Source organism: Iodobacter sp. CM08 (genome assembly GCF_033446605.1).
Classification (GTDB): Bacteria; Pseudomonadota; Gammaproteobacteria; order Burkholderiales; family Chitinibacteraceae; genus Iodobacter.
On record NZ_JAWQUO010000011.1, the window covers coordinates 88,891 to 111,909 of the forward strand.

The 23,019-nt window shown below is 47.8% G+C and carries 20 protein-coding genes and 1 tRNA gene; 13 read left to right on the forward strand and 8 right to left on the reverse strand.

Annotation, left to right across the window (positions count from 1 at the left end; translation table 11 throughout):
• Positions 1 to 186: 186 nt before the first annotated feature.
• The 4 genes from R6242_RS08110 to R6242_RS08125 all read left to right on the forward strand — a co-directional run bounded on the left by R6242_RS08110 (position 187) and on the right by R6242_RS08125 (position 6,166).
• Positions 187 to 1,209, forward strand: coding sequence for a hypothetical protein (locus R6242_RS08110; protein WP_318425883.1), 1,023 nt, complete (start codon positions 187 to 189; stop codon positions 1,207 to 1,209).
• Between the two features lie 513 nt (positions 1,210 to 1,722).
• Positions 1,723 to 3,888: a LamG-like jellyroll fold domain-containing protein gene (locus R6242_RS08115; RefSeq protein WP_318425885.1), complete on the forward strand. Its 2,166-nt coding sequence runs from the start codon at positions 1,723 to 1,725 to the stop codon at positions 3,886 to 3,888.
• Between the two features lie 11 nt (positions 3,889 to 3,899).
• Positions 3,900 to 4,097 carry a hypothetical protein gene (locus tag R6242_RS08120; RefSeq protein WP_293935845.1) on the forward strand — a complete coding sequence of 66 codons (198 nt, stop codon included), beginning with the start codon at positions 3,900 to 3,902 and terminating at the stop codon, positions 4,095 to 4,097.
• 17 nt (positions 4,098 to 4,114) lie between these two features.
• Positions 4,115 to 6,166 (forward strand): phosphocholine-specific phospholipase C, encoded by a 2,052-nt coding sequence (locus tag R6242_RS08125; protein ID WP_293935846.1) that lies wholly within the window; start codon positions 4,115 to 4,117, stop codon positions 6,164 to 6,166.
• Between the two features lie 59 nt (positions 6,167 to 6,225).
• Here R6242_RS08125 and R6242_RS08130 read toward each other — a convergent pair whose 3' ends face one another.
• The 4 genes from R6242_RS08130 to R6242_RS08145 form a co-directional block, all read right to left on the reverse strand.
• Positions 6,226 to 7,101, reverse strand: coding sequence for a LysR substrate-binding domain-containing protein (locus R6242_RS08130; protein WP_318425889.1), 876 nt, complete (start codon positions 7,099 to 7,101; stop codon positions 6,226 to 6,228).
• 82 nt (positions 7,102 to 7,183) lie between these two features.
• Complete coding sequence (locus R6242_RS08135; RefSeq protein WP_318425891.1) at positions 7,184 to 7,828, reverse strand: glutathione binding-like protein; 645 nt, start codon at positions 7,826 to 7,828, stop codon at positions 7,184 to 7,186.
• Positions 7,825 to 8,037: a tautomerase family protein gene (locus tag R6242_RS08140; RefSeq protein WP_293935849.1), complete on the reverse strand. Its 213-nt coding sequence runs from the start codon at positions 8,035 to 8,037 to the stop codon at positions 7,825 to 7,827. Before R6242_RS08140 ends, R6242_RS08135 begins: the two co-directional genes overlap by 4 nt.
• 162 nt (positions 8,038 to 8,199) lie before the next feature.
• On the reverse strand, positions 8,200 to 8,793 hold the full coding sequence (locus R6242_RS08145) for a YSC84-related protein (RefSeq protein WP_318425894.1): 594 nt from the start codon (positions 8,791 to 8,793) through the stop codon (positions 8,200 to 8,202).
• 682 nt (positions 8,794 to 9,475) lie between these two features.
• Between R6242_RS08145 and mutL the strand changes: the two genes are divergently transcribed.
• Together mutL and R6242_RS08155 are read left to right on the forward strand one after the other, a co-directional pair.
• Complete coding sequence (gene mutL, locus R6242_RS08150) at positions 9,476 to 11,416, forward strand: DNA mismatch repair endonuclease MutL (protein WP_318425896.1); 1,941 nt, start codon at positions 9,476 to 9,478, stop codon at positions 11,414 to 11,416.
• 137 nt (positions 11,417 to 11,553) lie between these two features.
• Positions 11,554 to 12,321, forward strand: coding sequence for a hypothetical protein (locus tag R6242_RS08155; protein ID WP_318425898.1), 768 nt, complete (start codon positions 11,554 to 11,556; stop codon positions 12,319 to 12,321).
• Between the two features lie 56 nt (positions 12,322 to 12,377).
• On the opposite strand, the gene R6242_RS08160 is transcribed toward R6242_RS08155, so the two are convergent.
• Positions 12,378 to 13,466 (reverse strand): nickel/cobalt efflux protein RcnA, encoded by a 1,089-nt coding sequence (locus R6242_RS08160; RefSeq protein ID WP_318425900.1) that lies wholly within the window; start codon positions 13,464 to 13,466, stop codon positions 12,378 to 12,380.
• A 97-nt stretch (positions 13,467 to 13,563) separates the two neighbouring features.
• Here R6242_RS08160 and R6242_RS08165 point away from each other — a divergent pair, with 97 nt between their 5' ends.
• Entirely contained in the window at positions 13,564 to 13,836 is a 273-nt protein-coding gene (locus tag R6242_RS08165) for a metal/formaldehyde-sensitive transcriptional repressor (RefSeq protein ID WP_318425902.1), read from the forward strand.
• 654 nt (positions 13,837 to 14,490) lie between these two features.
• Here the strand turns inward: R6242_RS08165 and R6242_RS08170 are convergent.
• A tRNA-Arg gene (locus R6242_RS08170) sits at positions 14,491 to 14,567 on the reverse strand.
• A 146-nt stretch (positions 14,568 to 14,713) separates the two neighbouring features.
• Here R6242_RS08170 and R6242_RS08175 point away from each other — a divergent pair.
• Together R6242_RS08175 and R6242_RS08180 are read left to right on the forward strand one after the other, a co-directional pair.
• On the forward strand, positions 14,714 to 15,463 hold the full coding sequence (locus R6242_RS08175) for a c-type cytochrome (protein ID WP_318425904.1): 750 nt from the start codon (positions 14,714 to 14,716) through the stop codon (positions 15,461 to 15,463).
• Positions 15,464 to 15,692: 229 nt separating this feature from the next.
• Complete coding sequence (locus tag R6242_RS08180) at positions 15,693 to 16,013, forward strand: multidrug efflux SMR transporter (RefSeq protein ID WP_318425906.1); 321 nt, start codon at positions 15,693 to 15,695, stop codon at positions 16,011 to 16,013.
• Positions 16,014 to 16,066: 53 nt separating this feature from the next.
• Here the strand turns inward: R6242_RS08180 and R6242_RS08185 are convergent, their stop codons facing one another.
• Positions 16,067 to 17,515 carry an aminoacyl-histidine dipeptidase gene (locus R6242_RS08185; protein WP_318425908.1) on the reverse strand — a complete coding sequence of 483 codons (1,449 nt, stop codon included), beginning with the start codon at positions 17,513 to 17,515 and terminating at the stop codon, positions 16,067 to 16,069.
• A 694-nt stretch (positions 17,516 to 18,209) separates the two neighbouring features.
• Here R6242_RS08185 and rarD point away from each other — a divergent pair.
• The 4 genes from rarD (at position 18,210) to R6242_RS08205 (ending at position 22,224) form a co-directional block, all read left to right on the forward strand.
• Positions 18,210 to 19,163, forward strand: a complete 954-nt coding sequence (rarD, locus tag R6242_RS08190) for an EamA family transporter RarD (protein ID WP_318425910.1) — start codon at positions 18,210 to 18,212, stop codon at positions 19,161 to 19,163.
• Between the two features lie 364 nt (positions 19,164 to 19,527).
• Positions 19,528 to 19,908, forward strand: a complete 381-nt coding sequence (locus tag R6242_RS08195; RefSeq protein ID WP_318425912.1) for a hypothetical protein — start codon at positions 19,528 to 19,530, stop codon at positions 19,906 to 19,908.
• A 160-nt stretch (positions 19,909 to 20,068) separates the two neighbouring features.
• Positions 20,069 to 21,649, forward strand: a complete 1,581-nt coding sequence (locus tag R6242_RS08200; protein WP_318425914.1) for an ABC transporter substrate-binding protein — start codon at positions 20,069 to 20,071, stop codon at positions 21,647 to 21,649.
• Between the two features lie 137 nt (positions 21,650 to 21,786).
• Positions 21,787 to 22,224, forward strand: a complete 438-nt coding sequence (locus R6242_RS08205; protein ID WP_318425916.1) for a hypothetical protein — start codon at positions 21,787 to 21,789, stop codon at positions 22,222 to 22,224.
• On the opposite strand, the gene R6242_RS08210 is transcribed toward R6242_RS08205, so the two are convergent.
• Positions 22,221 to 23,006 (reverse strand): ferritin-like domain-containing protein, encoded by a 786-nt coding sequence (locus R6242_RS08210; protein ID WP_318425918.1) that lies wholly within the window; start codon positions 23,004 to 23,006, stop codon positions 22,221 to 22,223. The genes R6242_RS08205 and R6242_RS08210 overlap by 4 nt on opposite strands.
• Positions 23,007 to 23,019: the final 13 nt, after the last annotated feature.

The window sequence follows — 23,019 nt, forward strand, 5'->3', positions numbered from 1 at the left end:
TTTATCAGGCAAATAACTAAATAAACTTGAATTATGCATAATTAATAAAAGCAAGTATATTACATTATGCTTTTGTTGATCTTTCGCAAAAACTAGGCAACAACTTACAAAAATCAACCACCACCACTCATCTCCTCCGGCACACTTTATGCTGCATGGCTATTTCCACTTACCTAAGGAAATATCATGCGTATCACACAGAGCGATTTACAGCTCAGTAGCCAACAAGCCAGCAGTAGCGAAACGCTTAAATCTTTGCAAGTTGGCCAGAAGGTGGGGTTAGATCAGCAGGGTGCGGGTTTATTTGCGGATTTTTTTAATGAGCAGCTTTCGGCGCTCTCAAGCGGCCTTGAGCAGGCTAAGAAGCAAGAGCAGGCTGAAAAAGACGTGGATAAAAGCAAGGAGCAGCGCTTTCAATCTTTATGGGAAATGCTGTTTGGCAATGGCCAGCCCTCCACGCAGAGCACCCCATCTCCATGCCCAAACGACAGCCCAGCAGCGACATCAACGGCGACAGTGGCACCAGTAAGCAGCAAAGCTTATAACTTGCAAATATTAGCCATAGAGCACACTAAAACCACCGAGAGCTGCAACTTTAACGCCAGCGGCAAAGTTTGCCTTAGCGATGGCAGCTCACGGCAATTTGACGTTGGATATCAGCATGCCCAAAGCAGCGAGACCACCCGTATTGCAGGGGCAGAGTGGTTCAAAATTAAAGACCCGCTAGTGGTAGATACCGGTGCTGCCACCACAAAGCTCAGCCCACAAAGCGTGGCTTTCGATCTAGATAACGATGGCAAAACAGAGACCATGCGCCTACCGGACGCTGGCTCTGGCCTGCTGTTTTTAGACCGTAATCACAACGGCATTGCTGATAATGGCAGCGAGCTATTTGGCCCGCAAAGCGGCAATGGCTTTAGTGAATTAGCCAAGCTGGATGACGATCATAATGGCTGGATTGATGAGGGTGATACGGCCTATAAAGACTTAAAACTTTGGCAAAGCGGTGAGCCTAGCCGTGGCCGCGTACAAACCCTTGCCGAGGCTGGCGTAGGCGCAATGGCCACCCAAAGCGCCGCCACCGAATTTAGCCTGAGAGAAGAAGGCAATGTGCTCGGCCAAATCCGCGCCAGCAGCGTGTGGTTAGGGGAGCACAGTGGCGCAGGTACGGTTAGGCAAATAGATTTAGTCACTCAGCCACAGGCTTGAAAACCAACGGTGATGCGCTGTTAGCTGTGCCATCTGACTCAGCTAACAGCAATAGCTGTACGGCCCCCTAGGGGGAGTCTTGAAGAAAGCGTTTTCAGCAGAATACCGCCTTGCACACCCAATCTCTTATTTTTAAATATATTTTTTCTAGAGCTGCGGACGCACTCCGCTGGGCCTAGTACAAACAACGCTCGCTTAGGAGTAGAAATAGCTGAGTAAAATAAATCTATTTATTATTAATTAACTTTCATTTAATTTTACAAAATTAATTTTCAACAAAAATGTTAAATAACAAAAACAAGTAAACAATCGTCACCAATATTTAATATTTAATCAATATAAATGTCATAGTTTAAAAAAAATTTATACCGCATCTATAAAATTTAAGTTTTTTTTCATCAGCAAGTCACCCCCCTTCTTTATTCTGCACCTTTTCCAGTTTCAACATTAGACCTGCTTGGGTGGTCTGAATTTATGTCACTCGAAACACCACAGAATAAAGGAACTGACTGAATGTCCGGAAAAATATACGCCTCCATGACGATTGCCCTTTCAGGGCTATTACTCAGCGCTTGTAATTCATCAGATGATATCGCTGGTAGCGGCGAGCAGGTGGTGGCCACTACACCTAGCCCTTCTCCTATTCCCACTCCCGTGCCCGCACCTGGGCCAAAACCTGAAACACCTCCTGGCCCAGATCCAGTTCCAACCCTGCCCCCCGTGCCTACCAATGTGCCCACCTTAGCACCAACTCCCGCACCAAACCCAACGCCAGCACCAACCACCGTGCCGACTCCAGCCCCTAGTACGCCAAGCCCAGCTCCGCTGCCCTCAGGCCCGGCCAGCAAAAAAGTGCTATTAGTGGGAATTGATGGCATTCAGTACGATGTATTACTTGATGCGCTCAATAACAAGCAGCTCAGCAATATTGCAAAATTAAACCTCAGCCCCAGCTATACCGGTGGGATTGCTGGCTCTAACACTCAACAGCAAACGCTGAGCGGCCCAGGCTGGGCCTCAATCTTAAGCGGCGCATGGGCCAATCGCCATGAAGTGCGCTCGGATTATGCTGGGCAGGTGTTTAAAAATGATTCTGTGTTTAAACAATTAGGCCAGCTCAAATCGAGCAGCATTACTAGCTGGAGCACTTTAAATAAACTACTGCGTGTAGATATTAATGCTGGGCAATTAAGCAATGCAATTGATTGCAGTGGCTTTGATAGCTGCGTTGTATCCTCAACCCAAAGCGCGATCAATAGCGGCAATTACAGCTTAGTGGTTTCCAATTTACATGCGCCAGAAGAAACCGCGCTACATACTGGTCTGGGCAAAGAATATAAACAGACCCTTAAAAATACTGACCAGCAAATTGGTGAATTACTCGAAACACTGAAACAGCGCCAAATTCAAAACAATGAAGATTGGTTGCTGCTATTAACCTCTAGCCATGGTTTAAGTGAAGGTGGCAATAACGATGGCCTGCCACGCGCAGTAAACCAAGCGGGCTTTATTGCCATAAATAAGCCACTGGCTGAAAAAATAGCAGGTGTACCTCTTAAAGTGCCTGCCAATATAGCCGACTGGTATAGCTATCCAAGCCAAGCGGATATTGCCCCGACCTTAATCAATTATCTGACAAATAATGCCAACGCTGAAAATCATACAATGGACGGCGTTTCATTATTAGAAGCGCCTGCAGTAAAACAACTACAAGCCAGAGCTAACCCAGATCGAAGCAGCATTACCCTTAGTTGGAAATCCACTGCGCCAGTTAAGCTTTTCCGCAGTGGAAAATTAATTAAAGAGCTGCCAGCTGGCACTACCAATTATACCGATAGCAATTTAGAGGTCACTAAAAACGGCTTATATAAATTTAACTACACCCTAAGTGCTGGCAATACGCTGACATCTTATTTGGCACAAATTGATTACATTAAACCTGCCGTGTTGGATGAAAGTATTTTGGCTGGTCTGACGCAATATTTTTCCTTAGACAGCAAGCTAAATGGCAATAAATCTAACCCTGCGCTCACTAGTTTTATTACGGGCCGAACGGCTAATTACGTTAATGGCCCATTAAGCAATAAAGCGCTGCAATCCACAGCCAATGGCAGTACTCCACAATGCACCAGCTGCGACGGTGGTTTCAAAGTGCCATTGGCGGTTGATTTAACTAAAGATACTGGTTTCTCAGTAGGCTTTTGGTTCCGCTCCGATGGCGTGCGTAATGATGTGCCGGTGATTGCCAATAAAGACTACAAGAGCGGTGCGAATATGGGCTTTGCCTTTGGCCAATACACCAACAGCATTAAATTCAATATTGGGGATGGCAAAAACCGCGTAGATCCACAGCTGTCATTTAATGCCAATAGCTGGGTTTATTTGGTCATGAGTGTGGATGCGGTCAAAAAAACAGTGCAGGTATTTATTGCTGACCCGAATCGCCCATTACAAAGCGCCAGCAGCAGCTTAGCAAGCTTTGATTTAAGCAAATTCTCTGGCTTAAATATGCTGGCACTCAATGAAGATGCGCAGGGCAATTACTTTACTGCAGCAAAAGGCGGCTCAGCTGGCTCTTTTGATTTTAGCGATCTAGCGATCTGGAACCGCGTACTAAGCCAAGACGATGTTATGGGCCTAGCCACGACGGGTAAATCACTGAAATCGTTTAATCCATAAGAGAAGCCAATATGAAGTCATTTTCAAGCCGCAAGCTATCTTGCCTTGTTCTGCTCCCCCTGCTTTGCAGCATTTTAAGCGCCTGCGGCGGGGAGGATACCAGCCCTGCCAGAGCAGCCAGCTCCACGGCAAGCGCCTCAGCCGCCGCTACCAATGCTTCTTCAGCAGGTAATCAGCCGCAGCCACCCGCCATGCACTGCGCCCCTTAAGCCAAGTTAGTGATGATATGAAAACAATTAATCGTAGAAATTTTTTAAGCTTTGCAGCCAAAACTGCAGGCGGTGCCACGGCACTCTCTTTTATTCCACCCAGTATTATGAAAGCACTGGCCATTCCTGCTCATTCGCAAACCGGCACCATCAACGATGTACAGCACGTAGTGATTTTGATGCAAGAAAACCGCAGCTTTGATCATTACTTTGGCACGATGCATGGGGTGCGTGGTTTTGGCGATAAGCTGGCCATCCCCCTGCCAGGGGGTAAAACTGTCTGGAACCAGAAAGATGCCAACGGCAGGGAAATCCCGCCATACCATATGGATACCCGCATCACCAGCGCCCAGCGCGTTCCCGGCACACCGCATCTGATGCCTGATGCCCAAAGCGCTTGGGCAGGTGGGCGTATGGATGAATGGCCTAAATTTAAAACGCAGTACTCCATGGGCTACTACCGCCAAGAAGACCTGCCGTTCCAATTTGCGCTGGCCAATGCCTTTACCATTTGCGATGCCTATCATTGCGCCTTCCATGGCGGCACCAACCCGAATCGTCTGCACCTATGGACAGGGATGATTGACCCCTTAGCCAAAAATGGCGGCCCAGTGATTAATAACGACGGTGAAAGCAAAAATTCACCCGCCGAATACTCTTGGACCACCTACCCAGAACGCTTGGAAGAAGCAGGGGTAAGCTGGCGCATCTACCAAGATGCCAATGATAATTTTGGTGACAATTCATTAGAAGGCTTCGCCAACTTCCGCCGCGCGAAACCAGATAGCAGCCTGTGGCGTAATGGGATGTCCACTTGGAGCATGGAGCAGTTTGCCATCCATGCCGCCGGTGGAACGCTGCCGCAGGTATCTTGGCTGGTGGCCCCTGCCAAATACTCTGAGCATCCAGGGCCTTCAAGCCCAATTCAAGGCGCAGATTACACGCAGCAGGTGCTCAATGCGCTGACCGCCAACCCTGATACTTGGAGCAAAACCGTGCTCTTGGTGATGTTTGATGAGAACGATGGCTTCTTTGATCACGTCCCGCCACCGGCAGCCCCTGCCCGCAATGCAGATGGCAGCTATGCAGGTAAATCTACGGTTGATACCCAGCTGGATTACCACACTAACGGGCAGATTTATGGCCTTGGCCCACGCGTACCCATGTATGTGATTTCCCCATGGAGTAAAGGCGGCTGGGTGAACTCTGAAGTATTTGATCACACCTCGGTGATTAAATTTTTAGAAAATCGCTTCGGGGTGTTTGAGCCCAATATCAGCCCATGGCGACGGGCAGTTTGTGGTGATTTAATGTCCGCCTTTAATTTTGCTGCGCCCAATGATCTGACTGTTCCCCCTATGCCCAATACCAGTCAGGCCGATACCATTGTGCTCAATCAAAGCAAACTGCCTAAGCCCACCGCACCAGCCACAGGCGTATTGCCACGGCAAAATCAAGGTGTGCGCCCATCACGCGCCCTGCCCTATGAGCTGCACACCAGCGGGCGCAGCGAGGCGGCCAACGGCAAGATGTGGCTGATTTTTAGCAATACCGGCCAGGCCAGCGGGGTGTTCCACGTTTACGACAAGCTGCATCTGGACAAAGGCCCGCGCCGCTACACGGTTGAACCGGGCAAGCTGTTATCAGATGACTGGGATACTAGCGGGGATCAAGGGCTTTACGATCTATGGGTATTAGGACCCAATGGCTACCACCGCCACTTTAAAGGCAATACCAATGACAGCAATCCAGAAATCCGCGTTTGCTACGACTATATGAATGGGGATATCTATCTCAAACTGCAAAACACCAGCAGCAAGGATGCAGCGCTCACTATTACCGCCAATGACTATCGCACCGATGGCCCATGGCCGGTACAACTCGCTGCCGGAACCAATGCCGAGCATTCATGGACATTGTACGAAAGCAGCCACTGGTATGACTTTAGCGTAACAGGCAGCAATGGCTTTGTACGCCGCTTTGCTGGCCGGGTAGAAACGGGCCGTCACTCCATTAGCGATCCAAGCAATGCTGGCACGGTAATGAAATATAGAAAGCGCGCCAGCTAGCAGCCTGTCGGACTTAGGACAGTCCTAAGTCCGACAAGCTACTAGGCAAGAAGCTGGGGCTAAGCCTGCTGTGTAGGATGATTTTGAATGTGGCTTAAAAAAGCCACAATCAACGGCACCTTAGCCCTATCTTTTAAATAATATAGATATTCATAAATTAAGGCGGAGGGCTGAGTAAATGGCAATACGGTGATGGCGGGATAATCCAGCACCTCACCTTTAGACATAATGCTGGCACCAAAGCCATGCATAATAGCTTGCCGAATAGCCTCGCCATTGGCAATGCAAGAAGCCGACTTGGGTGTTACCCCTGCTTGCTGAAGCATGGCTTGGGTTAAGACTTGTGTTTCTGAGCCCTCTTCCCGTAATAACAGATGCAAACCGGCTAACTCTGCAATATCCACTGCAGCTCGCTTAGCAAGGGGATGCTGACTAGATATTGCCAAAACCAAAGGCTCTGCAGCCAAAATAACCCGCATTAAGCGACGATCATCAATTTTACTAGAAGAGACGGCCAAATCGATCTCATATTCATTCAATGCTTTTAGCATTTTTTTGGAATTACCAAATTCCATCGACAACTGAATTTGAGGAAATGCCGCATGAAAACGTGCAATTCCTTGGCTAACAAAAAAAGGCCCTGTAGCCCCAATTCTTAAATGCCCCTGCTGCGCCCCACCTGCATTGCGCAGGCAAAAATCAATATTGGCCTCTTCTTGCAGTAATCGTTCCACCATAGGCATAAGGCGAACCCCAGCGTCGCTTAAAATCCAGCGAGCACCACCGCGATAAAACAACTCAATTTGATACTGCTCTTCCAACTGTTTAATACGCGAAGTAATGGTGGGTTGGCTTAATTGAATTTGCCTAGCGGCGAGTGCCACACTACCTTGCCGAGCTACCGCAAAAAAAGCACAAAGCAATTCACTTAGCATATGTTTTTTACATTATTAATGACACAAAACCATATTAACTAAGGCAAATGACAGTGTAAGGACAAGCAACGCTGTGGCATAATTAATCCTTCAATTGCTCACCCAATGCCTCTGCCAATGCATAAGCGCGCTGCACGGCTGGCCTTGCTGCCACGGCGTTAAACCAGCGCTTTAAATGAGGAAAATCGTCGAGATTTTGGCCTTGCTGCGCATAAGGGACAATCCACGGGTAGCAGGCCATATCGGCAATGGAGTATTCACCCGCAATAAATTCCTTATCCGCCAACTGCTTATTTAATACCGAATACAACCTTGTGGTTTCGGTGACATAGCGGTTAATGGCGTAGGGGATTTTTTCTGGGGCGTATAAAGAGAAATGATGGTTTTGCCCAGCCATCGGGCCTAAGCCGCCCATTTGCCAAAATAGCCATTGCAGCATGAGCTGCTTATCTCTGAAATTGCTGGGGATAAATTGGCCGGTTTTTTCTGCCAAATAAAGCAAAATAGCGCCGGATTCAAATAGAGGAATCGCCTCGCCATTGTCGAAAGGGGAATGATCCACAATAGCGGGAATACGGTTATTGGGTGCAATACTTAAAAAATCTGACGCAAATTGCTCGCCTTTACCAATATGGATCGGGTGAACCCGATAATCTAATCCGGCTTCCTCCAAAAAGATGCGTACTTTATGGCCGTTGGGGGTCATCCAATAGTAGAGATCTATCATCGTTTGCCCTCTGCATCTGCCCGCAGCTGAGTCACGCTTTTGCCCGCATGGCCCCAATCATCGGTATCCACTTCTTGGATGATTACAAAGGTGGTGGCGGGGTCTTTATTTAAAACCTTAACCAGCACATCAGTCACACCAGCAATCACGGCAGCTTTTTGCTCTGCAGTGGCACCATCACGGGTAATTTGAATATTTACGACAGGCATGAGACTTCCTTGATTAGGGTGAGTGTAGTAACCATATCAGTGCCCTTGGCTTAAATTACAATAACCATCCAAAAATAGATTACGGCCCATAGCCCATACAATTATTTATGGGTAAAAAAATAGCCCACAATATTTTGCAGGCTATTTTTATAATTCTAAATATTAATTGAGTTCATCACTTTTCATGTATTTAGCGCCATTCACTGTTGCTTCTGCGCTTAAGCCATTTTCAGTGAATTGATATACATAGACGTTTTCTGCCAGATGCTTAGCACCGGCAATTTGCCCGCCTGTTTTGCCTAGCTTAGCCGCTGCGCCTGCCTCTCCGCTTGCGCTCCAACCGGATGAAACAAATTTATTATAGGCATCGGTGCTGGTAAACACCCAAACCTCACGGGTTTCCTTAGCGCCTAAACCTAGGCCCAATTTACCCTGCAGCATATTCATATAGGTACGCTTGCCCGATGCAACCGCTACCCCATCCCCACCACCGGCCCCAACAAACATGGCCTGAAAACCACCCGTGCGAAACACCGCATAGGCTGGTGCTTTAGCAATTTGAGACTTAGCTTTAGGATATTTTTTATAAACTTGTGCCAGTGTATCGCTAGCAGTGCGATCAATTTCTGTACGGCGCTCTGCGGGTGTTTTTTGATCCGCCGCCGAAGCGCTATTATTTTGTTTTACTGCAGAATCTGCCAATACTGGCAAAGAAAGCATGGTGGCTAGCACCAGAATCGTTGAACGTAATCGCATAATTAAACTCCTAATTGGATAAATTTCAGATAAGTTCTTACAAAGATAAGCGCTTATTATTCTTTAAACTTATTAAGTTTTTAACTATTAACTCTCCTAATATTACGTTATGTATCCAAACAATTCTTTAGTTAAAAAATAAGCTACGTAATATTTATTTAACAACATAAAGACTGCGCTTATTTTTAATAACTTTCCACCATAAAATGATAAATTGCTTAAAATTACCATTAATCACTTTGTGCAGTTCAATCCATAAAAAAGCAAAATTACAGCAAATAAGTGCAATTAATAGTTACCTGATTATGTCTCTTAGTCAAACGCCTCATCAATATCGTAGGGCGGGTGCAACCCGCGTTTTTTTCAGCACTACTCGCGGGTTGCACCCGCCCTACAAATAGCATATTGCTTAAGTTGATAGGATTGGGGTGCAACCCGCGTCTTTATTCAGTGTTGTTCGCCGGTTACACCTGCCCTAGCAATCCAAAAACAGAGCGTGGTTCTAAAAAATAGGTTTACATCGGCGTTATTGAGCAGGAGACATAATCAGTTTAATTAATCTAAATCACCGCACCTAATCAGTAATCCAATGCCATGCCCAACAGTGCGGCAATCGTGCCCAAGGCTTACAGCAGATACACAGGTATAATCGCGGCTACCTGATCAACACACTCCCGCCCCTATGCCACGTATCCAGCAATTACCCGACCATTTAATCAACCAAATCGCCGCGGGTGAGGTGGTAGAGCGCCCTGCTTCTGCGCTAAAAGAGCTGCTTGAAAACAGCCTAGATGCAGGCAGCCAAAGCCTAAATATCGAGCTATTGGCGGGTGGCACTAAGCTGATTAAGGTGATTGACGATGGCTGCGGCATTGCCAAAGACGAGCTGCCACTGGCGCTGCACCGCCACGCCACCAGTAAAATCCGTGATTTGGATGATTTGCAAAAAGTGGCCACACTGGGCTTTAGGGGTGAAGGGCTGGCGAGTATTGCCTCGGTTTCAAGGCTTACACTCAGCAGCCGGGAAGAAGGCTCTGATTACGCCTGGCGGGTAGATGCCGATAATGGCCATGTCAGCGAGCCCGAGCCAACATCGCTCAGCCAAGGTAGCGCGATTGAAATTCACGAGTTGTATTACCAAGTACCGGCTAGGCGTAAATTTTTAAAATCAGAATCCACCGAATTTGCGCATTGCAGCGATATGGTGCAGCGGCTAGCGCTAGCCAACCCTGGCGTGCAATTTACTCTCACCCATAATGGCCGCGCCCAGCTGCGCCTTTTGCCGGGTGATTTAGCCAAACGCGCGGCGGCGATTTTAGGCGATGAGTTTGTAGCCTCAGGCGTGCAGGTAGATGAAGGATTTGGCGGCTTACGCCTGTGGGGAATTACTGGCTCGCCAACGCTGGGTAAATCCAGCCGCGATGCGCAGTATTTCTTTGTAAATGGCCGCTTTGTACGGGATAAAGTGGTGCAACACGCACTGCGTGAAGCTTACCGCGATGTGCTGCACCACGATAAACACGCCGCCTATTGCTTGTTTTTAGAGCTTGATCCTGAAGGGGTGGATGTTAACGTTCATCCAACCAAAATTGAAGTGCGCTTTCGTGAATCGCAAGCGATTTACCGCTTTATGCTCACCAGCCTAAAAAAAGCGCTCGCAGGTACCCGCGCGGGCACAACGCCTGCGGGCATCGATCCTGAAACCGGCGAAATTGCCGCACCAGACTCTAGCGTCATGGCCCCCGCCCCAGCCATGGCGCCTAAAAATTATGCAGAAATGGCGCGCAAGCAGGGCAATATCCCGCTACAGCCACGTATACAAGCCCCGATGGCATTTTATGAAACGATGTTTGGTGATTTGAAACACGGCCAAAACCATGAATCGGGCGCGGTCAATCATGTAGGGTGGGCACCTGTGCCCACGCGTTCAGATGTCCAAGAGCACACATTTGCCCCAGCCGTCCCTGCCGGTGCATTGATGCCCGCCGCGGCAATCCCTGCATCCACAGCGCCTTCCCGTGCCAGCAGCTCAGATACCGTTCCGCCACTCGGCTTTGCACTGGGGCAGCTGCACGGTGTGTATATCTTGGCGCAAAATGCCGAGGGGCTAATCGTGGTAGATATGCACGCCGCGCATGAGCGGGTGGTGTATGAGCAACTTAAAAACGCTCTTGATCTGCAACAAATGCCCACCCAGCCACTGCTCATCCCGCATGTTTTTCCTGCGGATAAACACGATGTGGCCACAGTCGAAGACAACGCGGCCACGCTGGAAGCGATTGGCTTTGAGATCTCGGTGCAATCTCCCACCCAGCTTGCCATCCGCGCCCTGCCCATGCTGCTGAAAGACGCTAACCCCATCGAGCTGGCGCAAGCCGTGCTCAAAGATATTCGTACCGTAGGCGCGAGCGAAGTATTGGCAGGCAGGCAAAATGAACTACTCGCCACTATGGCTTGCCACGGCTCGGTACGTGCCAACCGCAGCCTAACCATTACCGAAATGAATGCCCTACTGCGCCAAATGGAAAACACCGAACGCAGCGGCCAATGCAATCACGGCCGCCCCACTTGGTTCAGAATGACGCTGAACGAGCTGGATAAAATGTTTATGCGTGGCTCGTAATACTGAGGGGCGGCCGTGCCCACCCATACATTCACCAAAAGCACGGCATGTTGTGCCCCTACAGCACATTGCCATGCAGATTTAATGCATGGGTATAAAAACATGCCCACCCCACACCTTCTTTCCAACGAGCGCTCATGCCAGCAAATGCCTTAATCGTTAAACTCTTTGCCGCCCCACTGCTGATTGCCGCGGCCAGTCTGGCTGGGCGGCGTTGGGGGCCGCAGATTGCTGGGCTGCTGGGCGGTCTACCGCTGGTTGCTATCCCAATTATCCTCACGCTGTGGCTAGAGCATGGCCCAGAATATGCAATCAAAGTGGCAGGGTCGGCATCGGCGGGGCTGTGGGCTAATGTGGTGTATATGCTGGTGCTGGCCCATGCCAGCCGCTATTTTGCTTGGCAGGGTACGATTATCGCCGGATGGGTGGCCTATTTAGCGGTGGCTTTTGCTCTGGCTGGCAGCGGGCTAGCGTCGTCCGGTTTTGTTAGCGTCAGCGTGCTGGCTGGGCTGTGGATTGCCATTTATTTTATCCCGCGCCCACAGGCGATCAATAGCTCGTCGCTGCCTAAAATTGAGCTTTACGCCCGTATGCTGGCGGCGCTATTGCTAGTGCTTGGCTTATCTAGCGTGTCTTTAATGCTGGGCAGCACCATGACGGGCGTGCTGGCGGGGTTTCCGGTGGCCGCCACCGTTATTCCTGCATTTACCCTTGCCAACGCAGGCCGCAACCCTTTGCTACTGCAATTAAGGGGATTTTTAATCGGCCTCACCGGCTTTAGCGTGTTCTTTTTAGTCTGGACACCGCTAGCCACCCAAATAGGCCTGCTCGCCTTCGCCCCCGCCTTAGCCGCAGCGCTATTAACAGGGTTCTTGGTGCGATATTTAAGCCATAGATTTCACTGATATTACTTCTGCGGTAAAAGGATAAAGACCAAAGCAAGGCCAGCTGCCAATCTGAATTACATCAGGGCATACGCTCCCTGATAAGCAAGATAAAGCCCAACTAAGCAAATCAGCCCACCAGAAAAGTACGGCGCTTTGCGGGCAAACTCACCAAAACCATTCCAGCGGGTGGCCACGTGTTTAACACTCAGCGCAGCCAGCATGCCAGAAGCCACCATCGTCAGAGCTAATCCAATACTAAAACACAGCACTAGCGTAGCGCCAAGGGCGATTTTCTTTAACTGTAAACACAGCAGCAGCACAGTAATAGAAGCAGGACAAGGGATCAGCCCACCAGTAAGGCCAAACATAATAATTTGGCCAGTAGTGACTTGCCGATCGGCAAAACGGCGACGAATATCATTGGCATGTGCACGCTCATGCGGGTCTTGATAGCCGGCAGCCGAAACATCCAGCCCCTGATCATCTGCATGGTGATGATCGTGCTCGGTAAACTCTACCTCATACTCATGGCTATGGTGTGCGTGGCCTAAGCGTAAACGGGCGATAAACTCATGAGGCTCAGGGATTTCTTGCTCAGATTCTACAAAGCCATCGCGCTGGATAAACGTGAAATGCTGGCGCTGACCATCACTTCTTTCTATTTCAATATGCAGCTGATCTGCGCTCCAAGCTGTGGCTTGCGCGCTTTCTTTAAGTACACGAAAACGGGGCGGTACGCCGTCTTCAAATACCTCTAACCTAAGCAGTCCATGACCTGTATCGATTTGCTTGGTGTCATGATGGTTATGATCGTGGGCAATAAACTGCTGCCGCCATGTTCGCCACATCATCCATATTGCAACCGCAATAATCAGCACGGCGGAAGCAAGCTGAAAATAAGGCTCAGTGGCCTCTGCATTCCAGCTTTGCCCAAAATACAAACCCGCCATAGCAATCGCCCAAACGACCGCCGTATGCGAAAGCGTAGCCGAGAGCCCAAGCAACACGGCCTGAGCAACCGTACCACGCACCGCAACAATAAAAGCAGCCATCATGGTTTTTGAATGCCCAGGCTCTAGCCCATGCAAGGCCCCCAGTAAGATGGCACTGGGGATAAACAGCCAGGCATTTCCCTGCTGCAAAAGAGTAGAAAAGTCAGTCATGGGGGTTTTAGCATTCGTTTTGATCTTTGCATGATACTACCCCCCAGTATAAATATGCTAATCTGCACTCCGTTTTTGTATACAGAGATCAGCCCATATGGCGCACACAAACCGAGATAAAGCCAAGCTACTTACGCGCGTTAGGCGCATACAGGGCCAAGCCACCGCGCTAGAAAAACAACTCAATGAAGACCCAGATTGCATAGCCATTCTTCAGCAGATTGCCGCTATTCGTGGCGCTGTAAATGGATTAATGACTGCGGTGATTGAAGGCCATTTAACGGAGCATATTGTGCAAGAGCCAGACCTAGCCCTAAGGCAAAAAGATTCAGAAGTGCTACTGCAGATTATTAAATCCTATTTAAAGTAAGTACTGCGTCATAAGTTAATGGGCATTAAGGAAATCAGCATCTCCATTCCCGCGTTCAAGCCTGCCCTCGGCAGCGTTAGGAAGCCTCAAAAAATCTATATTTCTAAATAATACAAGGCGCGGATGATGAGATCCGATCGTTTTTTCGAGCTTCACTTTAGTCTGGGGCAAAAATCCAGCTACACCACTTAGATCCCCGGCAAAACACTCGGTATGACGCTTTTTTAGCGCGCTTAAAACTTATGAAAACTTGTCATGCATTATGTTAGCGATCAGGTATTAGGCACTTTAAAAAGTGAAAATCATGCGGGATATGACAATAAATTACAAAAACCCACAGCTAAGCTCGCATAAGGCAAGATCATCCTCTGCCTCATTTTTAAGCTCGCTTACAAGCATAAATTAGCCATAGCAGCCGATAAACCTGATCGATTGATTGATTACATCTTGGCTAATCTATAAAAGTAATCAATAACTGAGCAACTCAGTACAGAAATAATCAGCCGGCTTTTTGAAAAATCAGCGATATCGCTGCGATATGCAACAGCAAAGCCAATGATTACTTTAGGGTTACTAGATGAGAATTTATACAGCGATGAGGTGATGTTGCTGCTTTATTTTATTGCCTAAAGCAGTGCAAACCTTTGATTTGATTGGTGCGCCCAGTAGGAATCGAACCTACGACCTTCAGCTTCGGAAACTGACACTCTATCCAACTGAGCTATGAGCGCACTTGAGGAAGGAGCGAATAATAACGTGTTTATGCGCATCAGTCTATGTGTAGGCTTTGTTGCTTGCTACAAAATGTCGGTATAATCCCCGTCAATAATATATGGTTTTATTTCCAACTCATGAACTTACATAAAAAGGGATGACAATGAGCGGTAGCAACGTGAAAGCGTCAAAGGGCATTGCTGGCATGATTCTGGCGGCAGTGATTGGGGTACCGCTATTTGTTTATCTGCTTATCAAGCTATTTACGTCAGGCAGTGGCATTGATGTCACACGCTCGACCATGACTACAGAAGCAGTGTCCGCACGCTTACAGCCCGTAGGCAGTATCAAGATTGTGGATGGTGGCCCTCCTGGCTCTAAAAGCGGTAAGGCAGTTTACGAAGCGGTCTGTATTTCCTGTCATGGCACGGGCTTAGCAGGCGCTCCTAAGTTTGCCGATGCCGGTGCTTGGGGCGCGCGTATTTCTAAAGGCTTTGAAACCCTTTGGACTCACGCCATCAAAGGCTTTAATGCAATGCCTGTTAAAGGTGGTGCGGCTGATTTATCTGATGATGAAGTCAAACGTGCGGTTGCATTTATGGCAAATGCAGGTGGCGCTAAGTTTGAAGAGCCTAAAGTAGCGGGTGCAGCAGCAGGTGGCGCAGTAGATCCAGCCACTAAGGGTAAAGAAATTTATGATTCAGTATGCATGGCTTGCCACGCTGCGGGCATAGCGGGTGCGCCTAAGTTTGGCGACAAGGCCGCTTGGGCTCCACGCTTGAAAGATGGTGTAGATAACGCCATTGCCATTGCCACAAAAGGCTTAAACGCAATGCCACCTAAAGGCGGCTATAGCGGCTCAGATGCAGAATTTGCTGCAGCGGCCCACTATATTATTAACGCCAGCAAGTAATTTAGCGGTGTTATCACAAAAAAGCGGGCAGCTTTGCTCGCTTTTTTGCGTTTATCAAGCCACTATTTCCCTTGATATGAGGTGGTGATTCACAGAAAATGCCCACCCTTAGCTGATGCTATTGGCTTAAATCAGCAACTGATTTAAGTAACAATGGCCTACTCCGTATTTCTTCCGGGTTTCCGATATGGGGTGTGTCTATTAGCCCGTGGTGTGCAAGGCACTTATTATGTTGAGTTATTGGTTGGTATTAGGCGTTGCCGTTTTTACTGAAATTATCTGGGCATTATCCCTAAAATATATTCAATTACACCCTAATCCTTGGGCTGTAGCAGGATCGATTGCTTTATCTTTTTTAAATATGGCATTGTTGTCTTATGCAATGAAAGGTATTTCGGCGGGCACAGCCTATGCCATTTGGACAGGGCTTGGTGCAGTAGGGGTAACCATTGGTGGCATTATGCTATTTGGTGATCCCTTAGGATCAACTCGAATTTTCTTTTTATGCTTAATTGTTAGCGGTGTTGTTGGGCTAAAGTTGGCATCTTAATTAAAAAAGGCCTGCTCTTCTTTAAAAGAGCAGGCCTTTTTTATATCCAGCGCTTATGCCTTAGGCACGGCAGCTAGGGCATCAACCAGCAGCTCCCAAAATGACGCGACCGAGGCAATTTCTACCCGCTCATCAGGAGAATGCGCGCCACGAATAGTAGGGCCAAAAGACACCATATCCATATTAGGATAAGCAGCGCCAAGTAAGCCACATTCAAGGCCCGCATGAATCACTTGCACGGCGGGCTGCTTGCCATAACGCTGCTCATAGGTGCTTTGTAACAGCGCCAAGGCAGTTGAGTTTAGATCGGGTGTCCAGCCGGGATACTCGCCCTCTTCTTCTACTACACAACCCGCCAAGCGGCCTACCGCCGTAATCGCATCAGCCAGCTCGCGCATGCGGATATTTTTGAGTGATCTCACCATCAAGACCGCTTCAAAACGCCCATTATCCACGCTGACTACGCCCAGATTATTAGAGGTTTCTACCACGCCAGGTAAAGATTTACTCCAACAGCGCACGCCATGTGGCAAGGCCAATAGCAGATCCAGCGCTAATCGAGCATGAGCCGCAATAGGCACGATATCGGCAGTGGCTGGCTTTAGGCTAATCGTCAGATTTGGATCGGTACCGGCTAATTCATCACGAAATAGCGCTTGATAGCCATCGACAATTTCAGCCAAGCGCGGCACATCACAGGCTGCAACAGATATTTTAGCGAAAGCTTCGCGTGCTAGCGCATTACGCAAAGTGCCGCCATTGAAAGAAACTAACTTGGCTTCAATCTCGCGGCTGGCAGCGTTCATTACCCGCGCCAATAAGCGAATCGCATTACCACGCTCTAAATGAATATCCACGCCTGAATGGCCGCCAACTAAACCAGTTAAGCCGATTTCAAACACATCAAAACCCGCCGCCAGTGGCTCGGTGCTTAATTTACGCCCCAAGCTAACATCCACCCCGCCAGCACAGCCAACGTAAACCTCTCCCCATTCTTCTGTATCTAAATTTAATAATAACTGGCCTTGCAATAAACCCGCCTCCAAAGATCGAGCGCCAGTCATGCCGCTTTCTTCATCAATAGTCAGCAATACTTCAAGTGGGCCATGTGGCAAATTGCTCTCGAGCATGGCTAAGGCAGCCGCTACTCCAATCCCATTATCTGCACCTAAAGTAGTACCCTCTGCGTGCACCCAGCCATTTTCGATGCGGGTGCGAATAGGATCGGTCATAAAATCATGCGTGTGCCCAGCGTTTTTTTGCGCCACCATATCGAGGTGACCTTGCAAAACCACACCTTGCCGATCTTCCATCCCTGGAGATGCGGGCTTGCGAATAATTAAATTTCCACCACTATCCAACTGCGCCGCCAACCCACGGCCTAATGCCCACGACAAGATATGCTCACGCAAAGCAGATTCATGCCGAGAAGGGCGAGGGAAGCGACAAATTGTGTCGAAATGACGCCATAAAGGCAGTGGAGCAAGATCTGTGATTACCATGGCTTAATTCTCAGTCAATGACAAGATATAGCGATTTACCATCTTAACGGGCAAAAGAAAAAAATGAGCTGTAAATAAAACCCAGCAGATTAATTAGACAAATAAAAAATTCATACAACGATAAAACACTCAAACTCATATAAATTATGAAATAAAGTCCAAGCAAAAATGTATTACAAATAACAAAAACAAGCGGAGTGACGCACATATTTTATATAGTAGGCGCTCACGTCTACCCTAAAAAGGCTGGCCTTTCCAACAAATAGTATGCAAAAAAATAAGACCTTACCATCCTGCATAAAAAATAAAGATGTAGATCACACAATATTTGTGCCACTAAAATGGTGGTTTTATTACAGCATTAGGATATAAAGTGAATCCCCTAAGCATTAAAGATCATGCTTTTTTTAAACTCAACTACTTAAATTAACTTTATGTCTATTTTGTTTATTTTACTAGCTAGAAAAAATTAAATAATCAGCCAATCAATAAATCATCGTTAACAAAACGAGCTTGCTAATATAATTATATTAAGCATTACGAACACGCTTTCAAGTCATCATTTATTGCTTAAGTCGCAAAAAAACAGCAAATTATATTAAACAACCGCTGCAGTTTAGCATTTTTCAATCTGTTCTTTAAGTCGGCGCGCATTATATATTGATGACTATTCTTATTAATAGAAGGGATAACCGTGACAGCGGTTCTTACACGACAAGTGGTATTATCCCGCACCAACGCAAATAAAAAAACATTTATGTTATCCGGTCAAGGTTTACTACTCTCGCTGATTGCCTCACTGGTTTTTTCAGTTTTAGGCTGGTTTAGCACCCAACTTACTCCTTTGCACGGCTTAGATATCTTTGCTTGGCGTGTAATCTGGACCGTACCCGCCATGCTGCTGCTTTTAGCACTGCTAAAGCATGGCCCCAAGATGCGCAGCACCTTAGCACGCTTTAAGCACGAGCCCATCCTATGGCTGGCCCTACCTGTTAATGCATTGCTGTTGGCGATTCAGCAGCTAATGTTTATGTGGGCTCCGCTAGAAGGCCGCTTACAAGAGGTCTCGCTCGGCTACTTTTTATTGCCCTTAGTGATGGTGCTGGTCGGCTTTTTTGTTTACAAAGAACGCCCTAGTCGCTTGCAATGGATTGCAGTTTTTCTTGCGCTACTTGGTGTCATGCACGAGCTTTGGCTGACTCGTGCATTTTCTTGGGTAACCCTCGTCACCGCTTTAGGCTACCCACCGTATTTAATGATACGCAGGGCTTTGCACCTTGATCCATTTAGTGGCTTTTTATTAGAAACGCTGTTTATCTTACCCGCAGCGGTTGCCTTAGTTTATCTGCACCCAGCCGCAACAGCCGCCCTGCACAGCACGCCCATTCTCTGGGTGCTCCTCCCGTGCCTTGGCATCATGACGGCAACGGCCTTTGTTTGTTATTTAATGGCCAGTAAATTACTGACCATTGGCCTGCTCGGCATTTTGGGTTATGTAGAGCCCGTCATGCTGTTTATGATCTCGCTGTTTATCCTTGGCGAGCCATTTAGCACCGCTGGCCTAGGCACTTATATCCCCATTTGGCTAGCCATTATGCTGACCTGCTGGCATAGCGCACAGACCTTACATCGCCAGCGAAAAAAATAATAAGCAGTGGGTTCAGCCCCAATCCTATCAACTTAAGGGGAATGTTTTAATTGTTACATAGGCCTCAACTTGGATTGCACTATTGCAAGCATTGAAAACATAGTAGGGTGGGCGCGTTTTTTGCCCACGCTGTGTGATCCGCGTAGGCAAGATAAACCACCTTGTCCACCCTACATGCTGTGCCTAGGTTGATAGGATTTGCTTACACCCACCCTAAGATATTTCAACGCTTGCAATAGAAAAATCACCTCTCCACGCCCCCCCCCAGCTCAGCGTGTTTTTTCCCCTTGGGTACTTTGGCGCACGCCGCGCTCGCTAGATTCTTTTAAGATCAGCTCAGCCTATACGCCAAGCGAAACCCGCCATGAAAACATATCAACTCTACGCCATCCTTTTATTGAGTCTTAGCACCCCAAGCTACGCCGCAGCGTGGAAGGAACTAGGCCATACCAGTAGTGGCAATACCATTTCGGTAATAGACACCCAGTTTCGTAAAGGGGCGATCATTACGACGCGCATCCGTAATGATTTGCACGAGCCTAAGCCAACTGAAAATGGCAACATCACCCGTATCGAATCCGATCTTCAAATCAATTGCAGCAAAAAGACCGTTTCCCCTATCCGCACCTTCCTATTTGATGAGCAAGGCCAGCCAGAACTATCAGTAAATTTACGCGGAGGGAAAGAGTTTTTAAAAAAAGATGCCGATAGTGCTATGGGATTAGCGATTGAGCAGCTCTGCTAGCCGCAAGCCAAAATTAGATAATTGAAAGACATTGCAGATTAAGTAGAAAGTAAATGTTAGAGTCAAAAAAGCAATTCAAAGCTATCTATATATCAAAACAATCATTTTTAAAGCATGAATAGCACGGTATTATCTAAAAATCACCCATCGAGAATCTGCCATGCGCCTGATTTCATCGCTCCCCATATTTGCTTTACTCTGGGCTGTTACCGTAGAAGCCAAGCCGCTCACGGTATGCACCGAAGCCAGCCCAGATGGCTTTGATGTTGTTCAATACAACTCACTGGCTACCACTAATGCATCAGCTGACGTTATTTTTAATCGATTAATTGACTACGATGCAGCCACTGGCAAGCTGGTGCCAAGCCTTGCCGAAAAATGGGAAATTAGCCCAGATGGCTTAAGCTACACCTTTACTCTTAAAAAAAATGTTAGCTTTCATAGCACCGATTACTTTAAACCTAGCCGCCCGCTCAATAGCGACGACGTAGTTTTTACCTTTAACCGCATGTTAGATGCTAATCATCCATGGCATAAAACCGCCGTAAATGGCTATCCACATGCGCAAACATTTCAACTACCTAAGCATATAAAAGCGGTAAAAAAAATTGATGCGCAAACCGTGCGCTTTGATTTAAATGCGCCAGAGGCAACGTTCTCTGCCTTACTCACCATGGGCTTTGCTTCTATTTATTCCGCCGAATACGCCGATCAATTATTAGCAGCAGGTAAAACCACCGATTTAAATAGCAAGCCCATCGGCACGGGGCCATTTATATTAAAGAGCTATCAAAAAGACAGCAGCATTCGCTTTGATGCCGCGCCAAACTATTTTGGCAATAAAGCTAAAATTGATAAGCTGATTTATGCCATTACCCCAGAAGCCGCCATTCGAGTGCAAAAGCTCAAAGCAGGCGAGTGCCAAATTGCCCTCTCACCTAAGCCACAAGATGTATTAGCGGCAAGGACAGATAAAACCCTGCAGGTTATTGATACTCCAGCGTTTTCTACGGCCTTTATTGCCTTTAATAGCCAGCACAAGCCATTTGATAATGTAAAAGTGCGCCAAGCATTAAATTACGCATTTGATAAAAAAGCCTATCTAAAACAAGTTTTTGATGGCACGGCCACCGCGGCCGACGGCCCTTATCCGCCTAATACTTGGAGCTATATCAATTTAGCGGACTACAACTACAACCCTGCCAAAGCCAAACAATTACTTGCGGAGGCAGGCTTTCCCAATGGATTTAGCACCACCATTTGGATACGCCCTGCGGGCAGCACGCTCAATCCTAATCCACGCGCAGGCGGCGAAATGCTGCAAGCCGATTTAGCCAAAGTAGGCGTAAAAGCTGAGCTAAAAGTCATTGAATGGGGGGAGCTAATTAAACGCGCAAAGGCAGGAGAGCACGATCTGTTATTTATGGGTTGGAGTGGCGACAATGGCGACCCAGATAACTTTTTAACGCCACAATTTGCCTGCTCATCGGTAGAATCTGGGCTTAATTTTGCCCGCTATTGCGATCCGCAGCTGGATAAACTGATTAGCAATGGTAAAAAAACAAGCGATCAAGCGGCAAGAACCAAGCTTTATGAAGCCGCGCAAAAAATTATTCATGACCAAGCATTATGGATTCCATTAGCCCATCCTATTGCTGCGGTACTGACTAAACCCAATGTAAGCGGCTATAAAATCAGCCCATTTAGCCGTCAGGACTTTAGCAATGTGATTGTAAAATAAATCACTCAGATTAGCAGCCATCAATAAAGGCGATTAAAACTCGGCATAGTCGGGTTTTAATCGCCTTTTTATTGAGTGTGTCAGAATAGGCACTTAGTCTATAAAGAGATGAGCATTTCAATCTGGAGGCTAGCCTCATGGCATTACTATTATTTGGCAGTTTGCTGATTGTATTTGGCCTATTGGCGGGTAGCCTCTTACTGATCGCGCCCCTAGGCATTGTTGAAATCACTCCAAGTATCGGGCTTTGGATCGTATTCCCAGTCTTTAGTATTGGTGGCTATGTTCTGCTGACGCTAGCCCCCAACTTTGCCAAATTACGCTTACTGGCTTGGTTTTTATCCAGTTTATTACTCTTACTGGCGGCTGCCGCCGCTGCCGAATTAATGCTCTATGCCAGCACGATTATGCAGCCCACAGGCAGCACTATCATCCTGTGGTATATCTTGCTTATTGCTGGTGGGCTGGGTGTGGTGGCGACCGGCGCCTTTGATCTTAAAAAGTTAATCCCCAAGCGTAACAAGCCTAAGCCTGCAGCAGCACCCGCTCCGGTGAACCCAAAGGCAAAACATTAATCTGGTAACTGTAATGCCGCCAACTCTGCCTCGCTAAACCCCGCAGCTCTGCGCGCCTCTAAATTAAATGGCCCACGCTGTTTTGCGGCTTGGTATTGCAAAGCCAATTGTGCGTAAGTAGCAATAGTTTCTAGCCCTCTTTCATCACACAGCGCCTTATACCAGCGATTGCCAATGGCCACATGCCCTACTTCATCACGCAAAATAATATCTAAAATGGCTGCGCCAGCTATATCGCCGCGATGCTTGAGCCGATCGCGAATTTGCGGGGTAACGTCTAAGCCACGTGCTTCTAAGGTGCGTGGCACCAGCGCCAGCCTAGCCAGCAGATCACCCTTGGTTCTTTCTGCCATATCCCATAAGCCGTTATGCGCCGTAAAGTCGCCATAGGCGTAGCCCAGCGTAAGTAAGTGCGCTTGCAGCAATGAAAAATGATAAGCCTCTTCCCGCGCTACTTTTAGCCAATCCCGATAAAAATCTTCAGGCTGACCAGCAAAGCGCCAAAGGATATCCAGCGCTAAATTAATCGCATTAAATTCGATATGCGCCAAGGCATGCACCAGAGCGGCGTGCCCTTCTGGCGTATTGATTTTGCGCCGGGGCACATCCATTGGTGGCACCAAGGGCGGCTTATCGCAAAGGCCTGGCGTTTGGCCGATGGCGATAATGTCTTCATCAGACTGCAGTGGATGTACATCTTCAATAGCATGGACCAGCGCAACTTTATCGCTAGGATGGCCCGCTTGTAGTGCGCGCAGGGCTTGATGGCGAATGGAATTCATGGCGGGCTAAGAC

Bases quoted from the DNA above. Each gene is read 5' to 3' on its own strand.
- R6242_RS08120 (WP_293935845.1), top strand. From the start codon at position 3,900: ATGAAGTCATTTTCAAGCCGCAAGCTATCTTGCCTTGTTCTGCTCCCC.
- R6242_RS08210 (WP_318425918.1), bottom strand. From the start codon at position 23,006: ATGAATTCCATTCGCCATCAAGCCCTGCGCGCACTACAAGCGGGCCAT.
- R6242_RS08130 (WP_318425889.1), bottom strand. From the start codon at position 7,101: ATGCTAAGTGAATTGCTTTGTGCTTTTTTTGCGGTAGCTCGGCAAGGT.
- R6242_RS08165 (WP_318425902.1), top strand. From the start codon at position 13,564: ATGGCGCACACAAACCGAGATAAAGCCAAGCTACTTACGCGCGTTAGG.
- R6242_RS08195 (WP_318425912.1), top strand. From the start codon at position 19,528: ATGAAAACATATCAACTCTACGCCATCCTTTTATTGAGTCTTAGCACC.
- R6242_RS08200 (WP_318425914.1), top strand. From the start codon at position 20,069: ATGCGCCTGATTTCATCGCTCCCCATATTTGCTTTACTCTGGGCTGTT.
- R6242_RS08110 (WP_318425883.1), top strand. From the start codon at position 187: ATGCGTATCACACAGAGCGATTTACAGCTCAGTAGCCAACAAGCCAGC.
- R6242_RS08145 (WP_318425894.1), bottom strand. From the start codon at position 8,793: ATGCGATTACGTTCAACGATTCTGGTGCTAGCCACCATGCTTTCTTTG.
- R6242_RS08180 (WP_318425906.1), top strand. From the start codon at position 15,693: ATGTTGAGTTATTGGTTGGTATTAGGCGTTGCCGTTTTTACTGAAATT.
- R6242_RS08155 (WP_318425898.1), top strand. From the start codon at position 11,554: ATGCCAGCAAATGCCTTAATCGTTAAACTCTTTGCCGCCCCACTGCTG.
- R6242_RS08205 (WP_318425916.1), top strand. From the start codon at position 21,787: ATGGCATTACTATTATTTGGCAGTTTGCTGATTGTATTTGGCCTATTG.
- mutL (WP_318425896.1), top strand. From the start codon at position 9,476: ATGCCACGTATCCAGCAATTACCCGACCATTTAATCAACCAAATCGCC.
- R6242_RS08125 (WP_293935846.1), top strand. From the start codon at position 4,115: ATGAAAACAATTAATCGTAGAAATTTTTTAAGCTTTGCAGCCAAAACT.
- R6242_RS08160 (WP_318425900.1), bottom strand. From the start codon at position 13,466: ATGACTGACTTTTCTACTCTTTTGCAGCAGGGAAATGCCTGGCTGTTT.
- R6242_RS08115 (WP_318425885.1), top strand. From the start codon at position 1,723: ATGTCCGGAAAAATATACGCCTCCATGACGATTGCCCTTTCAGGGCTA.
- R6242_RS08185 (WP_318425908.1), bottom strand. From the start codon at position 17,515: ATGGTAATCACAGATCTTGCTCCACTGCCTTTATGGCGTCATTTCGAC.
- R6242_RS08135 (WP_318425891.1), bottom strand. From the start codon at position 7,828: ATGATAGATCTCTACTATTGGATGACCCCCAACGGCCATAAAGTACGC.
- R6242_RS08140 (WP_293935849.1), bottom strand. From the start codon at position 8,037: ATGCCTGTCGTAAATATTCAAATTACCCGTGATGGTGCCACTGCAGAG.
- R6242_RS08175 (WP_318425904.1), top strand. From the start codon at position 14,714: ATGAGCGGTAGCAACGTGAAAGCGTCAAAGGGCATTGCTGGCATGATT.